The sequence below is a fragment of the Rhizobium sp. R693 genome, assembly GCF_002211315.1.
In the GTDB taxonomy this organism is placed as follows: Bacteria; Pseudomonadota; Alphaproteobacteria; order Rhizobiales; family Rhizobiaceae; genus Rhizobium.
Genome location: NZ_LOKY01000006.1, coordinates 123,254 through 136,314, shown reverse-complemented (window position 1 = coordinate 136,314; position 13,061 = coordinate 123,254). Strand labels below are relative to the sequence as shown.

Here is a 13,061-nt window from a genome sequence, read left to right as displayed (position 1 = left end):
GGATTCGATTCAAGGACTGGACAGATTGATTCAGCTTGTCGTCGCAAGGCGCTGAAACTGAATCGGAAACCGTCTCAGGTGCTGGGCGTCAATTGGACGAGTAGGGCCGTGGTGTCGTCGCTCTGCTTATAGCGCGGATAGCGCAGGCCTTCGGGATCGATCTCGCGTTCGAAGCGCCTGAGTTCCTCCACCATCGACCGCAGACCCTTTTCGCGCGCGGTGCGCACGAGGCTTTCGGAATCATAGGCCGCGTAGAGGACCGCCAAGTCCGAGAAGCCATCGCTGCAGATGATCGCGTGCGCCCTGCCTCTGATAACAAGCCGCTCGGAAACCAGATGGTCGGCGGCCTCCGGTACGAGGCCGAGGGTCCAAACCCCGCTCTCCGGCGTATTCTGCCGCTCGCGGTGCTGGCGCAACAAGGCGAGGGTCTCGGAATTGCCGAGCGCGCCACCTTCCTTCGTGATGCCGCCCGTTCGCGCAATGTGCTTTCGCGCCTGGTTTTGTTCATGCTGGTAGGCGCCCGGAATTGCCATGTGCATGGTGGCGAAGCCATTTTCCTCCAGTAGAAAAAGGCAGGAGTCGCCGAGGCCTATGAAGTGGAAACCGTCATCAGTCTGATGCAGCATCGCGAACGCGGTCAACGGCCAGGCGTAACGCGGCACGGTCTCGTGGCGGCTCAGAAACGCCGAGCGAGCTGCGAGAGACAGGTCGTGCGCAACCTCTGAGACACTGGACTCACGGGTGATCTGATCCTGAAAGCCGCGGGCGAAATGCCGGGCGATCCAGGCGGCGTCGCTGCCTGCCTCATCCATATACTGGCGATCGCCGAGGCCCGTTGCACCGTCGATGACGAAGGCGCAGGCGTCGTTATAGCCGAAGCTGTCGTCGTTCGGCTTTGCGGGATTTCCGGGATCGGAGATGCTGTCGAGGATCGTGATGCGAGTCGTCATGGGCATATTGAATAGACGCCCTTGACCGTCCCTTCAATGCGACCGGGCATCACGGCGCACCGATCGTCAGTTCGGCGACAAAATCATAGGCGTCGCCACGATAGAGCGAGCGGGTGAACTCGACCGCCCGGCCGGAGCCCAGATAGGAGATGCGTTCGATCGACAGCCCCGCGGCGCCGACGGGGACGCCGAGGAGATGGGCGTCGGCCTCCTTCATGTTTGTCGCGGAAATCCGCTGCACGGCGCGGACCGGGCGGACCTGGCGACGCTCAAGTTCCGCATAGAGCGACGTCGTCACGACGAAGGGATCCGGAAGGAATTCGCCGGAGACGCTGGCGTTTTCAATTGCCAGCGGCTGATCGTCGGCAATGCGCAGACGGCTGAGGCGTGAAACTCTGACATCGGTTGCGAGGCCGAGAATCATCATTTCATCGGGCGAGGGTGTATGAATGCCCTTGTGGAGCCATTCGGAGCGCGAGGTCATGCCGCGACGGGCCATATCCTCGGTAAATGAGGTGAGCTGCGAGAGGCGCTGCTCGACCTTCGACACCGGCTTCGTCACAAAGGTTCCGGAGCCATGGCGACGGACAAGCAGGCCGTCGGCAACAAGCTCATCGATTGCCTTGCGCACTGTCACCCGGCTGACCGTTGCAAATTCGGCGATATCGCGCTCGGGCGGCAGAGCGTCGCCATGGCTGAGCGTGCCCGTGCGAATGGCATCTTCCAGCGTTCGGCGCAATTTGACGTAAAGCGGCCCAGTACCGCCGGCTTGAAGGCGCTCGGGGGAAAGGAGGCTTGCGAAATCGTCGGTCATGCCGCGCCTGTTCCTTCCTCGTGCAAAAACTTCACCGCGAGATCGATGGCGCCCTGCAGGACATCTCCCCTGGGCTCTCGCAGCAGGCTAATGTGACGTTCCGCAAGCCATGGACGGTAGGCTTTCGCCAATCCACCCAACAGGCAAATCGCCTCGCACTCCGGCCAGAGCAGCGCATCAAGGCTCTCGCCGATCGAGGCCGCTGCGTTCCGCACGATCGCCGTCGCAACAGGGTCGCCCTTAGCGGCAGCCTCAAAGACGACAGGCGCATAACGAGCGAAGTCATTGGGGCGGGAGACATGGGCAAATTCCACGACACGCTCGGGATCGTCGCCATACTCGGCCATGACCGTCTGGGTCGCAGGCGAGGAGGGGCGCACGCCGTCATGCGCTAGCAAGGACTGTTCCAACAGGTCACGGCCGAGACGGGCGCCACTTGCCTGATCGCCGACAATGAAGCCCCAGCCGCCGATGCCGTAAAGCTTTCCGTTGCGGCGCGCATTGTAGACAGAGCCGGTGCCGAAGGCGCCGATTACGCCGTCCGAATCGCCCAGTGCGCCTTGGAGCGCGGTGGTCGCATCGGTGACGATACGACGTCTGGCAAAGGGCAGGGAGCGCTCGATCCGTTCGGCATAGTCGCCGACATTTGCGCCGGCGACGCCGATGACGGCTGCTACGCTGGAAACGGCTTCAGGGGGCAGGCCGGCGTCGCTCAACGCGTTCTTGGCCGATGCAATGATGTTGAGCAATGAATTGTCGAGGTCGGACAGGATGTTCGATGGGCCGGCCGTGCCACGACCAAGGACACGTCCTGTCGCATCCGTCACTGCGGCACGGCAGCTGGAACCGCCGCCATCAATGCCGATCGTAAGTTCTGTCATTGAACCACCAAAAATCCGCTCATTCCCTTGTTTTCATTACAATACCAAAAAAATACCATTTACCAAGTGCAAAGCGTGGCAAAAGCTCATCTTTTTATGCTATTGATTTTAAATGATAAAATTTTTAATGCGGCATTTCTGTTGCTTGGATGTTAAAATTGGCTGGACAATTGGTATTTTTTTGGCCTTAATTCAACTCAAAGGGAACAGAGCATCGGGCAGCGATAAACCGGCAGGACAGAGATAAGCCGGGCCACTCGATGAAATGCGGATTCGGCCGTGGCGGCTCTGCCGCCTTCAAGCCGTTCTCGCCATCAGTTTTCCCTTTCATGGCTGTGCCGGATCGGTTTCTTGTTCGGGTACGCTGTCTGGCCGACGGGGCGACCTGTCGTGCCGGTTGAGCTTCGGGCCGGCAGTTGTTGACGGCCCTTAAAGTGGCGTTGCGTGTGACCTCACGCACGCGAACGCTTGTTTCAGGTCAGGAACAGCGCTTCATCGGCGCATAAAACAGGAGAGGGAAATGAAGAACACCGCACTTAAAGGCTTCTTGCTGGCATCCAGCCTGCTGACATCAGTTGGCTTTGCTCATGCCGCCGACGTCACGCTGACGATTGAAAGTTGGCGCAACGACGACCTGCAGATCTGGCAGGAAAAGATCATCCCGGCATTCGAAGCCAAGAACCCGGGCATCAAGCTCGTTTTCTCGCCGACCGCGCCGACCGAATACAACGCCTCGCTGAACGCCAAACTGGATGCCGGTTCCGCTGGTGACATCATCACCTGCCGCCCGTTCGACGCCTCGCTCGAACTCTTCAACAAGAAACAGATCGCCGATCTGACGAGCCTGCCGGGCATCGAGAACTTCTCGGCCGTCGCCAAGGCTGCCTGGACGACAGATGACGGCAAGTCCACCTTCTGCGTGCCGATGGCCTCGGTCATCCATGGTTTCATCTACAACAAGGATGCCTTCGATAAGCTCGGCATCTCCGTTCCTAAGACTGAAGAAGAATTCTTCGCCGCCCTCGACAAGATCAAGGCTGACGGCACCTATATCCCGATGGCCATGGGCACGAAGGATCTCTGGGAAGCCGCGACCATGGGCTACCAGAACATCGGCCCGAACTACTGGAAGGGTGAAGATGGCCGCTTGGCACTCGTTGGCGGCAAGCAGAAGCTGACCGATGCGGAATGGGTCCAGCCTTTCGAGCAACTCGCCAAGTGGAAGCCTTATCTCGGCGACGGTTTCGAAGCCCAGACCTATTCCGATAGCCAGAACCTCTTCACGCTCGGCCGCGCCGCGATCTATCCGGCCGGTTCCTGGGAGATCTCGCTGTTTAACAGTCAGGCCCAGTTCAAGATGGGCGCGTTCCCGCCGCCGGTTCCGAAGGCCGGTGACCAAGGCTATATCTCCGACCATCCGGATATTGGCGTCAGCCTGAACGCCAAGAGCACCCATGCCGAGGAAGCCAAGAAGTTCCTCACCTGGGTCGCTTCGCCGGAATTTGCCGAAATCTACGCCAACGCGCTGCCGGGCTTCTTCAGCCTGAACTCGACGCCGGTGAAGATGAGCGATCCGCTGGCCCAGGAATTCGTCTCCTGGCGTGGCCCGTTCAAGTCGACGATCCGCTCGACCTACCAGATCCTGTCGCGCGGTACGCCGAACCTCGAAAACGAGACCTGGGTCGCTTCTGCAAACGTCATCAACGGCACTGTTACGCCGGCTGATGCCGCCAAGAAGCTGCAGGACGGCCTGAATGGCTGGTTCAAGCCGGGCAAGTGATTGCGATGTGAGGGACGGCATCAGCCGTCCCTCACTCCGGCTCAAAGCCAATTTCGTGTCCGCTTTTCCTCTCCCCGCCTCCTTCGAAACCCGAAGGGACGGGGAGACGAATAGAGGGAAGGGCGTTCTGCCCGCCGTGTCAGATGCGCCGCGCCAGGTGCAGCCAAGAAGAACAGGCAAAAGCCATGAGCGAAGCCCTATCCGCTGTCGATGTCGTTCCAATCAAGCGCCCCGTGCGCTGGCACATCGGCGTCTTTCTTTTCCCGGCATTCCTCGTCTATTCGGCGATCATGATCCTGCCGCTGATCGAAACGCTGCGGCTTTCGTTCTACAACACCGTTGATGGCGTGCCTGCCTTCGTCGGCTTTGCGAACTACAAGGTGTTGTTCGGCGATGCCCGCTGGGCACATGACTTCTGGAACGCGCTAGTCAACAACTTCATCTTCTTCGTCATTCACATGTGCGTGCAGAACCCGATCGGCATCGCGTTGGCGGCGCTGCTGTCGACGCCGCGGCTTCGCTTCGTGGCGTTCTACCGCACGGCCATGTTCCTGCCGACGCTGCTCTCCTTCGTGATTGTCGGCTTCATCTGGAAGCTCATCCTGTCGCCGATCTGGGGCGTCGCTCCGTGGCTGATGAGCCTCGTCGGCATGAAGTCGTTCTTCGCTCCATGGCTCGGACAGTCGGGGCCGGCGCTGGTTGCCGTGTCGCTGATCTCCAACTGGCAATATATCGGTATTCCGATGATGCTGATCTACGCGGCGCTGCTCAGCATCCCGGAAGAGGTGATCGAGGCCGCCGAGTGTGACGGCATCACCGGATGGGCACAGTTCTGGAAGATTAAGCTGCCCCTTATCCTGCCTGCCATCGGCATTATCTCGATCCTGACTTTCGTCGGCAACTTCAATGCCTTCGACCTGATCTACACCGTGCAGGGTGCGCTTGCCGGACCCGATATGTCGACTGATATCTTGGGCACTCTGCTCTATCGCACCTTCTTCGGTTTCCAGCTGCAGCTCGGCGACCGCTCGATGGGCGCCACAATCGCTACAGTCATGTTCCTGATCATTCTCGCCGGCGTGTCGTTCTACCTTTTTGCCATCCAGCGGCGCATGCGCCGGTACCAGTTCTGAGGAGTGCGCCATGTCCAACAGAGCACGCACATCCCCCATCCGCACCGGTCTCGTACACCTGGCGCTCATTGGCTATACGCTGGTTGCCATCTTCCCGGTGTTCCTGACGATCATCAACTCGTTCAAGGACCGCAACGCGATCTTCCGCTCGCCGATGCAGGTGCCGACACCTTCGACCTTCAGCCTTGTCGGTTATCAAACGGTGCTGGGGCAGGGTGACTTCGCGACCTATTTCCAGAACAGCTTCATCGTCACGGTCGTTTCGATCTTCTTCGTGCTGCTGTTCGGCGCGATGGCGGCTTTCGCGCTCTCTGAATACAAATTCAGGGGCAACACGCTAACCGGTCTCTACATGGCGATCGGTATCATGATCCCGATCCGCCTCGGCACGGTCGCCATCCTGCAGGGGATGGTGGCAGCCGGCCTCGTCAACACGCTGACGGCGCTTATCCTCGTCTATACCGCGCAGGGCATTCCGCTTGCGATCTTCATCCTGTCGGAATTCATGCGGACCGTCTCCGATGACCTGAAGAATGCAGGCCGCATCGATGGGCTCTCGGAATATTCGATCTTCTTCCGGCTGGTGCTGCCGCTGGTGCGGCCGGCTATGGCCACGGTCGCCGTCTTCACGATGATCCCGATCTGGAACGATCTCTGGTTCCCGCTGATCCTGGCGCCGGCTGAGGCGACGAAGACCGTCACCCTCGGCTCGCAGATCTTCATCGGGCAGTTCGTGACCAATTGGAACGCAGTGCTTGCGGCACTTTCGCTGGCAATCCTGCCGATCCTCGTTCTCTACGTCATCTTCTCGCGGCAGCTCATCCGCGGTATCACCTCGGGAGCGGTCAAGTGAGTGCGTCCGACAAGCCAATCCGCGTTCTCGTCGCCGGCCTCGGCAATATGGGACGCAGCCATGCGCTGGCCTATCACAACAATCCCGGCTTCGAAATTGTCGGGCTGGTCAACCGGTCCAAACCAAAGCTGCCGGAGGAATTGCAGGGCTACGAGATCTACTCGGATTTCCAGGCAGCGCTTGCCGAGTTGAAGCCGGATCTCTGCGCAGTCTGCACCTATTCCGACACGCATGCTGACTATGCGGTCGCTGCCTTCGAGGCCGGTTGCGACGTCTTTGTCGAGAAGCCGCTTGCGACGACCGTTGCCGATGCGGAGCGTGTCGTGGCGGCGGCGAAGAAGGCCGGGCGAAAGCTGGTGATCGGCTACATCCTTCGCCACCATCCGTCCTGGATGCGACTGATCGAAGAGGCCCGCAAGCTCGGTGGGCCGTATGTCTTCCGCATGAATCTCAATCAGCAGTCCAGTGGTCCGACGTGGGAGACGCACAAATCGCTGATGGAGACGACGTCGCCGATCGTCGATTGCGGCGTGCACTATGTCGATGTCATGTGCCAGATCACCGATGCCAAGCCGGTGGAGGTACGAGGGATGGGGCTGCGGCTCTCCGACGAAATCGCGCCTGACATGTACAACTATGGGCAGCTTCAGGTGCTGTTCGAGGATGGCTCCGTCGGCTGGTACGAGGCCGGCTGGGGGCCGATGATCTCGGAAACGGCATTCTTCGTGAAAGACATCATGTCGCCGAAGGGATCGGTCTCGATCGTCATGGACCCGAAGGCCAGGTCCGACGATATCGACGCTCATACCAAAACCTCGGTTATTCGCCTGCACACTGCGGAAACGGGACCCGACGGCAAGTTCATCCGACCGGACCAGGACATGACGATGGCAGGCGAGCCAGGCCATCAGGAACTCTGCGACCGCGAACAGGCCTTCATGCTGAAAGCCATTCGCGAGGACATCGACCTCAACCGCCACATGGCAGACGCTGTCGCTTCGCTGCGCATCTGCCTCGCCGCCGACGAAAGCGTGCGTACCGGCCAAGCCGTCAAGCTCCAAGAGCCGGTCAAACTGTAAGGAATACGACTAGTGGGATCGCTTCAACTCAAATCTATCCGCAAGAGCTACGGCACGCATGAGGTGCTGAAGGGCATCGACCTGGAGGTCAAGGACGGCGAGTTCGTCATTTTCGTCGGACCTTCGGGCTGCGGCAAGTCAACCCTTTTGCGCAGCATTGCCGGACTGGAGGACGTCACCTCTGGCGCCGTACTCATCAATGGCAAAGAGGAGACGTTGACGCCTCCCGCCAAACGCGGCATCGCGATGGTGTTCCAGTCCTACGCGCTCTATCCCCACCTGACGGTCAAGGACAACATGGGCCTCGGCCTCAAGCAGGCAGGCACGCCAAAGGACGAGATCGACAAGCGGGTGACCAAGGCATCCTCGATGCTGTCGCTCGAACCCTATCTCGCCCGGCGCCCGGCGGAACTCTCCGGTGGTCAGCGTCAGCGCGTCGCCATTGGTCGTGCGATCGTGCGCGAGCCCGCGCTCTTCCTCTTCGATGAGCCGCTGTCGAACCTCGATGCCGCCTTGCGCGTCCAGACGCGTCTCGAGATCGCCCGGCTGCACCGCAGCCTGAAGGCGACCATGATCTACGTCACCCACGACCAGGTCGAGGCGATGACGCTTGCCGACAAGATCGTGGTGCTGAATGCCGGTGCGATCGAGCAGGTCGGCTCGCCGATGGAACTCTACAACCGCCCGGCAAATACCTTTGTTGCGGGCTTCATCGGCTCGCCGATGATGAACTTCATTCCGGGCGACAAGGTCGCCGATGGCGGTGCAAAGACCGTTGGCGTCCGCCCGGAGCATTTGACCCTTTCGCGCGAGCAGGGCACTTGGCGGGCGAAGGTTGTGCACGTCGAGCATCTCGGCGCGGACACGATCATCTATCTTGAATCCGAGCAGTGCGGTCTTATCACCGCGCGGCTCTTCGGCGAGCACAGGTACGAGCCCGACGAGATCGTCTATGCGACGCCGGACACGAGCCACATGCATCGCTTCGATGCGAACGACAAGGCGATCCGCTAAGTCTGCCACAAACCAAAAGCCCCGCCATCGAGCGGGGCTTTCCATTTCTACCGATCAGCCAAGAACGGGGCGCATGAAACTGCGCTCGTAGCTGATGATGCTGCGGTTCCGCTTGTCGAGATCGAACGCGGCCTGGCATTCCGGGTCGCTTGCCATGCGCGTGCGATAGTCTTCGTAGGCCGCGAGGTTCGGGAACGAAAAGAGTGCGACGGCAATGTTGTTGGCGCCCTCGGACGGCAGGAAATAGCCGTGATGGGTGCCACCCATTCGATTGACGATCGGGATCCAGAGCCGCGCATATTCCTCGAATTCGCCGATCTTGTATGGGTCGATCGTATATCGCAGGTAGCAGGTAATCATTGAAACATCCTGTTTGGGGGGGCGTGCCGGCGTCGTCTTGGCGGGGAGATGACGCTCACTTTGCTGAACGAAAGCGTTTCAGCTGTCGTTCATGCAATTTCCGGCGCTGTAAAATACAGCGCCGGAAATCCGGAAACGCGCGTGGCAAAACCGCAAAAGTGGACGCGGAGTGCCCGATCAGTCGTGGATGACGAGCAGATCAGCCGCCATGAAGCGAAGCGTCACTGTTTCGCCGGCTGCCGGAGGGGCAACGCCTGGGCTATTGAACATGTCGAAGGAAATGACATTGCCGCCGACGTTCATGCGCGTGCGGATGACCGAGCCGAGGAAGTGGGCGGACACGACTTGGCCGGTCAGCTTGGTATCGCTCGGCGTTCCCTCGGCCAGTGAGCCGGCTTCCGGACGGAGCGCCAGCGATACGGTATCACCGGCGTTGAAGGCGGCGACCGACTGCTTCAAGGTCACGCCCTGATCGCCGATCTGGATCCGGTTGGCGGCCGGATCAACGACTTTCGCTTCGATCATGTTGAGCGTTCCGACGAAGGAAGCGACGAAGCGCGTCGCCGGCGTGTTGTAGATCTCGAACGGCGTGCCGATCTGGTCGGCGCGGCCGGCGTTCATGACGACGATGCGGTCGGAGATCGAGAGAGCTTCTTCCTGATCGTGTGTCACGAAGACGGTGGTGATGCCGAGCTTCTGCTGGATGGCGCGGATTTCCTCGCGAAGCGATACGCGGATTTTGGCGTCGAGAGCAGACAGTGGTTCGTCAAGCAACAGGACCTGCGGACGCACGGCAAGCGCGCGGGCAAGCGCAACACGCTGCTGCTGGCCACCGGAGAGCTGATAGGGGTAGCGGTCGGCAAGATGGTCGAGCTTGATCAGCCCGAGCATTTCCTTGACGCGGGCATCAATCTCGGCGGGTTGCGTGCCGGCGACTTTCAGGCCGAAGGCGACATTGTCGTGAACGGTCATGTTGGGAAACAGCGCATAAGCCTGGAAGACCATGCCGATATTGCGCTTGTTGGGCTTCAGATTGTTCTGCTCCTTGCCGCCGATCGCGATGCGGCCGCCCGAAGGCGTTTCAAAGCCCGCGATCATGCGCAGAACGGTCGTCTTGCCGCAGCCCGATGGGCCAAGGAAGGAGATAAATTCACCCTTCTCGATCTGCATGTTGAAGTCATGCACGACCTGCGTGTTGCCGAAGGATTTCTTGAGGTTTGCGAGTTCGAGAAAAGCCATGAAAACCAGATACCTTACGACTTAGCCGGGGCGGCTTTGTGGAAGCGGGAGACGAGTTGCAGGAGGCCCATGCTGAGCCAGGTGATCGAGAAGGCGATGACAGCCAAGGCCGACGGCTCGTAGGCGCGGTTGGCGCCGACCAGCTGGAGGTATGGCCCGAAGGCCGGACGATTGAGGAGCGCGGCCATGGTGAATTCGCCCATGACGATTGCAAGTGTGATGAAGGCGCCCGAGAGCACGCCGCTCATGACGTTCGGGAAAATGCACTTGAACATGATCGTCGTCCAACTTGCGCCGAGGCTTTCCGCGGCCTCGGTGAGCGTACGGACGTCGATTGCGCGCATGGCGGTGTCGACGGCGCGGTACATGTAGGGCAACGACAGCGTCATGTAGGACAGGACGAGCAGGATATTCGTACCCGAGGTCGAGCCGGTGAGCGGGAGGATCGACGACGAATTATACATTCTGAGGTAACCGAACACGATCACGATTGCCGGGATAACCAGCGGCAGCAGCGTGATGAACTCGACGATAGGACGGATCTGCGGCAAGCGCAGCCGCACCCAATAGGCCGTCGGAACCACGAGCAGCATGCCGAAAACGATCGTCAGCAACGCCATCAGCATCGAATAGCCGAAGGTCTCGCGAAATTGCGCATCGGAGAAAACCGAAGCGTAGGCGTCGAAACTGTACGTGCCGCGGCGCATACGCAGCGAGAATTCAACGGTGGCGATGAGCGGCAGGACAAAGTAGATCGCGCCGATCGCAATGGCGATCCAAGCTCCAAGGCGTGATGTCTTCATTTTTGCCACCGTTCGGCGCGCATGCGCAGCAGGATATAGAGGAGGTTGGACAGACCGGTGATGACGATCATGCCAAGCGCAAGGGCGTAGCCGAGGTTGGCATTGTGAAGCACGTCACCGCGGATCTGCGCATAGAGCAAGATCGGCACGATGTTGAGCGAGCTACCGGTCAAGGCATACGCGGTGGCGATCGCACCGAAGGCGTTTGCGAAGAGAAGCAGTGTCGTGCCCATCAGGCTCGGCCAGAGGATCGGGAAGGCGACCATGCGCCAGTACTGGCCATTGGTCGCGCCGAGGATCAATGCTGCTTCCTTCCATTCCTTCTTCATGCCGTCGAGCGCCGGCGTCAGGATCAGCACCATCAGCGGGATCTGGAAGTACATATAGGTGATGGTGAGACCGAAGAAGCTCAGCAGGTTAAAGCCGGTGGAATAGAGATTGAAGCCAAACCAGTCACGCATCAAAACGGTTACGAGACCGGTGCGTCCGAGCGTGGCGAGGAAGGCGAAGGCGAGGGGCACGCCCGCGAAATTGGAGGCAACACCGGAGAAGGTCAGGAGGCCTGAGCGAACCCAGTTCGGTAGGCCGCCGAGCACGACTGCCCAGGCGAGAAAGAAGCCAATCACCGCGCCACCGAGGGCCGATGCCACCGACACCTTGATACTGATCCAGTAGGCACTGAGGATCGACGGCGTGAACAGGTCGGCAATGTTCCGGAGGGTCAGGTCGCCTTCGGGCGTAAGGAAAGCGCCCGCTACCAGATAAACCGTCGGGATGATCAAGAACATCAGCGCGAAGATCATGAATGGCGCGATGCCGAGCCAGTCGATCACTCTGTCACGGTTTATCAGGGGCGTGGTGCTGACGACGGCGGTTGAAACACTGCTCATAGACGGACGGCCTTATCGGGCAACTGACTGGACGCCTCTCCGCCTCGCGGCGGAGAGGCAGTTTCAAACATTACTTGACGTTGGCGCCGACCACGGAATCCCAGTTCTTGGTGATGGTTTCCTTGGCCGCTTTCTGCTGCTCGAGCGTCGGGAAGATTGCCTTCTCATACGCGGCGGCCGGCGGGAGCTTGTCAAGAAGGTCCTTCGGGATCTTGTTGTTCTTTGCCAGATCGTTGAAGCGGATCGGATGGCAATAGCCCTTCAGCCAGCCAAGCTGACCTTCGTCGGAGTAGAGGTATTCCATCCAGAGCTTTGCTGCGTTCGGATGCGGAGCAAAGGCCGAGATCGCCTGGACGTAAACGCCTGCAACAACGCCGGTCTTCGGAACGACGACTTCAAACGGAGGATTGCCCTTCAGGCTTTGACCCCAGGAAAGGGCATTGTAGTCCCAGGCGACGATGATCGGCGTCGAGCCCTGAGCAAACGGTGCGGCCTTGCCGACGACCGGAACGAAGTTCCCGCTCTTGTTGAGTTCGGCAAAGAACTTCAGGCCTTCCTCGCCGGCCTTTGCAGCATCGCCACCTGCCGCCGAAAGACCGGAAGCGAATACGCCCTGAACGGCCTGGTTTGCAGTGCGCGGATCGCCAGCAAGAGCAACAGTGTTGGCGTAGTCGCTCTTCTTCAGGTCAGCCCAGTCAGCCGGAGATTCCTTGACGAGGTCCTTGTTCACGAGGAAGGAGAGAACGCCGTAGTAGTCGCCGTACCAAAAGCCGTCAGCATCCTTGGCGCTGTCGGGAATGGAGTCCCAAGTGGAAACCTTGTACGGCTGGATCAGGCCGTCGGCCTTGGCCGACGGACCGAAGGAGAGGCCGACGTCGACAACGTCAGGAGCCTGCGGGCCGGTGTTGCCTTTGTTGGCCTTGATTGCTTCGATTTCATCGCCCGAGCCTGCGTCCGGGTTCAGCTCGTTGACCTCGAGGCCGTACTTGGCCTTGAAGCCGGCAATGACGTCGCCGTAGCCGCACCAGTCGTGCGGAAGCGCGATCGTCGTCAGCGTGCCTTCCTTCTTGGCGGCAGCGATGAGTTCAGCGCTTGGTTCAGCAGCTGCGATTGCAGTAGAAGCAACGACAATCGCAGTAGAAAGCGAGAGCATTTTTGAAATATTAGAGATCACTGTTGTTCTCCTTCGGGTTTCAGTGTCCGACGATGCTGTTACTGACGTAACGTGAAGCTTTCGTGACAGTTTGATGACCTTCTTTTTTCTT

The 13,061-nt window shown here is 59.8% G+C and carries 13 protein-coding genes; 5 read left to right on the top strand and 8 right to left on the bottom strand.

What is annotated here, in order from left to right; translation table 11 throughout:
• Positions 1–74 precede the first annotated feature (74 nt).
• From ATY79_RS08050 to ATY79_RS08040, 3 genes are read right to left on the bottom strand one after another with little or no spacing between them, the layout of a single operon-like run.
• Positions 75–950, bottom strand: coding sequence for a hypothetical protein (locus ATY79_RS08050; protein ID WP_088703419.1), 876 nt, complete (start codon positions 948–950; stop codon positions 75–77).
• A 49-nt stretch (positions 951–999) separates the two neighbouring features.
• Entirely contained in the window at positions 1,000–1,764 is a 765-nt protein-coding gene (locus ATY79_RS08045) for a GntR family transcriptional regulator (protein ID WP_007802416.1), read from the bottom strand.
• Positions 1,761–2,645, bottom strand: coding sequence for an N-acetylglucosamine kinase (locus tag ATY79_RS08040; RefSeq protein ID WP_088691911.1), 885 nt, complete (start codon positions 2,643–2,645; stop codon positions 1,761–1,763). The genes ATY79_RS08045 and ATY79_RS08040 overlap by 4 nt, the downstream gene beginning before the upstream one ends.
• Positions 2,646–3,165: 520 nt before the next feature.
• Here ATY79_RS08040 and ATY79_RS08035 point away from each other — a divergent pair.
• The 5 genes from ATY79_RS08035 (at position 3,166) to ATY79_RS08015 (ending at position 8,504) form a co-directional block, all read left to right on the top strand.
• On the top strand, positions 3,166–4,425 hold the full coding sequence (locus tag ATY79_RS08035; protein ID WP_088691912.1) for an ABC transporter substrate-binding protein: 1,260 nt from the start codon (positions 3,166–3,168) through the stop codon (positions 4,423–4,425).
• 185 nt (positions 4,426–4,610) lie between these two features.
• Positions 4,611–5,558, top strand: a complete 948-nt coding sequence (locus tag ATY79_RS08030; protein ID WP_088691913.1) for a sugar ABC transporter permease — start codon at positions 4,611–4,613, stop codon at positions 5,556–5,558.
• A gap of 10 nt (positions 5,559–5,568) precedes the next feature.
• Complete coding sequence (locus ATY79_RS08025; protein WP_088691914.1) at positions 5,569–6,411, top strand: carbohydrate ABC transporter permease; 843 nt, start codon at positions 5,569–5,571, stop codon at positions 6,409–6,411.
• Positions 6,408–7,490 (top strand): Gfo/Idh/MocA family oxidoreductase, encoded by a 1,083-nt coding sequence (locus tag ATY79_RS08020; RefSeq protein WP_088691915.1) that lies wholly within the window; start codon positions 6,408–6,410, stop codon positions 7,488–7,490. Before ATY79_RS08025 ends, ATY79_RS08020 begins: the two co-directional genes overlap by 4 nt.
• A 12-nt stretch (positions 7,491–7,502) precedes the next feature.
• Entirely contained in the window at positions 7,503–8,504 is a 1,002-nt protein-coding gene (locus tag ATY79_RS08015; protein WP_088691916.1) for an ATP-binding cassette domain-containing protein, read from the top strand.
• Between the two features lie 54 nt (positions 8,505–8,558).
• Here the strand turns inward: ATY79_RS08015 and ATY79_RS08010 are convergent, their stop codons facing one another.
• The 5 genes from ATY79_RS08010 to ATY79_RS07990 all read right to left on the bottom strand — a co-directional run bounded on the left by ATY79_RS08010 (position 8,559) and on the right by ATY79_RS07990 (position 12,970).
• Positions 8,559–8,864, bottom strand: coding sequence for an NIPSNAP family protein (locus ATY79_RS08010; protein ID WP_088691917.1), 306 nt, complete (start codon positions 8,862–8,864; stop codon positions 8,559–8,561).
• Between the two features lie 177 nt (positions 8,865–9,041).
• Positions 9,042–10,103 carry an ABC transporter ATP-binding protein gene (locus tag ATY79_RS08005; protein ID WP_088691918.1) on the bottom strand — a complete coding sequence of 354 codons (1,062 nt, stop codon included), beginning with the start codon at positions 10,101–10,103 and terminating at the stop codon, positions 9,042–9,044.
• A 14-nt stretch (positions 10,104–10,117) separates the two neighbouring features.
• Entirely contained in the window at positions 10,118–10,906 is a 789-nt protein-coding gene (locus ATY79_RS08000) for an ABC transporter permease (RefSeq protein ID WP_088691919.1), read from the bottom strand.
• Positions 10,903–11,796 carry an ABC transporter permease subunit gene (locus ATY79_RS07995; RefSeq protein WP_088691920.1) on the bottom strand — a complete coding sequence of 298 codons (894 nt, stop codon included), beginning with the start codon at positions 11,794–11,796 and terminating at the stop codon, positions 10,903–10,905. The genes ATY79_RS08000 and ATY79_RS07995 overlap by 4 nt, the downstream gene beginning before the upstream one ends.
• 70 nt (positions 11,797–11,866) lie before the next feature.
• Positions 11,867–12,970 carry an ABC transporter substrate-binding protein gene (locus tag ATY79_RS07990; protein ID WP_088691921.1) on the bottom strand — a complete coding sequence of 368 codons (1,104 nt, stop codon included), beginning with the start codon at positions 12,968–12,970 and terminating at the stop codon, positions 11,867–11,869.
• Positions 12,971–13,061: the final 91 nt, after the last annotated feature.

Excerpts from the sequence above, each read along its gene's own strand:
- ATY79_RS08050 (WP_088703419.1), bottom strand. The coding sequence starts at position 950 with ATGACGACTCGCATCACGATCCTCGACAGCATCTCCGATCCCGGAAAT.
- ATY79_RS08045 (WP_007802416.1), bottom strand. The coding sequence starts at position 1,764 with ATGACCGACGATTTCGCAAGCCTCCTTTCCCCCGAGCGCCTTCAAGCC.
- ATY79_RS08040 (WP_088691911.1), bottom strand. The coding sequence starts at position 2,645 with ATGACAGAACTTACGATCGGCATTGATGGCGGCGGTTCCAGCTGCCGT.
- ATY79_RS08035 (WP_088691912.1), top strand. The coding sequence starts at position 3,166 with ATGAAGAACACCGCACTTAAAGGCTTCTTGCTGGCATCCAGCCTGCTG.
- ATY79_RS08030 (WP_088691913.1), top strand. The coding sequence starts at position 4,611 with ATGAGCGAAGCCCTATCCGCTGTCGATGTCGTTCCAATCAAGCGCCCC.
- ATY79_RS08025 (WP_088691914.1), top strand. The coding sequence starts at position 5,569 with ATGTCCAACAGAGCACGCACATCCCCCATCCGCACCGGTCTCGTACAC.
- ATY79_RS08010 (WP_088691917.1), bottom strand. The coding sequence starts at position 8,864 with ATGATTACCTGCTACCTGCGATATACGATCGACCCATACAAGATCGGC.
- ATY79_RS08005 (WP_088691918.1), bottom strand. The coding sequence starts at position 10,103 with ATGGCTTTTCTCGAACTCGCAAACCTCAAGAAATCCTTCGGCAACACG.
- ATY79_RS08000 (WP_088691919.1), bottom strand. The coding sequence starts at position 10,906 with ATGAAGACATCACGCCTTGGAGCTTGGATCGCCATTGCGATCGGCGCG.
- ATY79_RS07995 (WP_088691920.1), bottom strand. The coding sequence starts at position 11,796 with ATGAGCAGTGTTTCAACCGCCGTCGTCAGCACCACGCCCCTGATAAAC.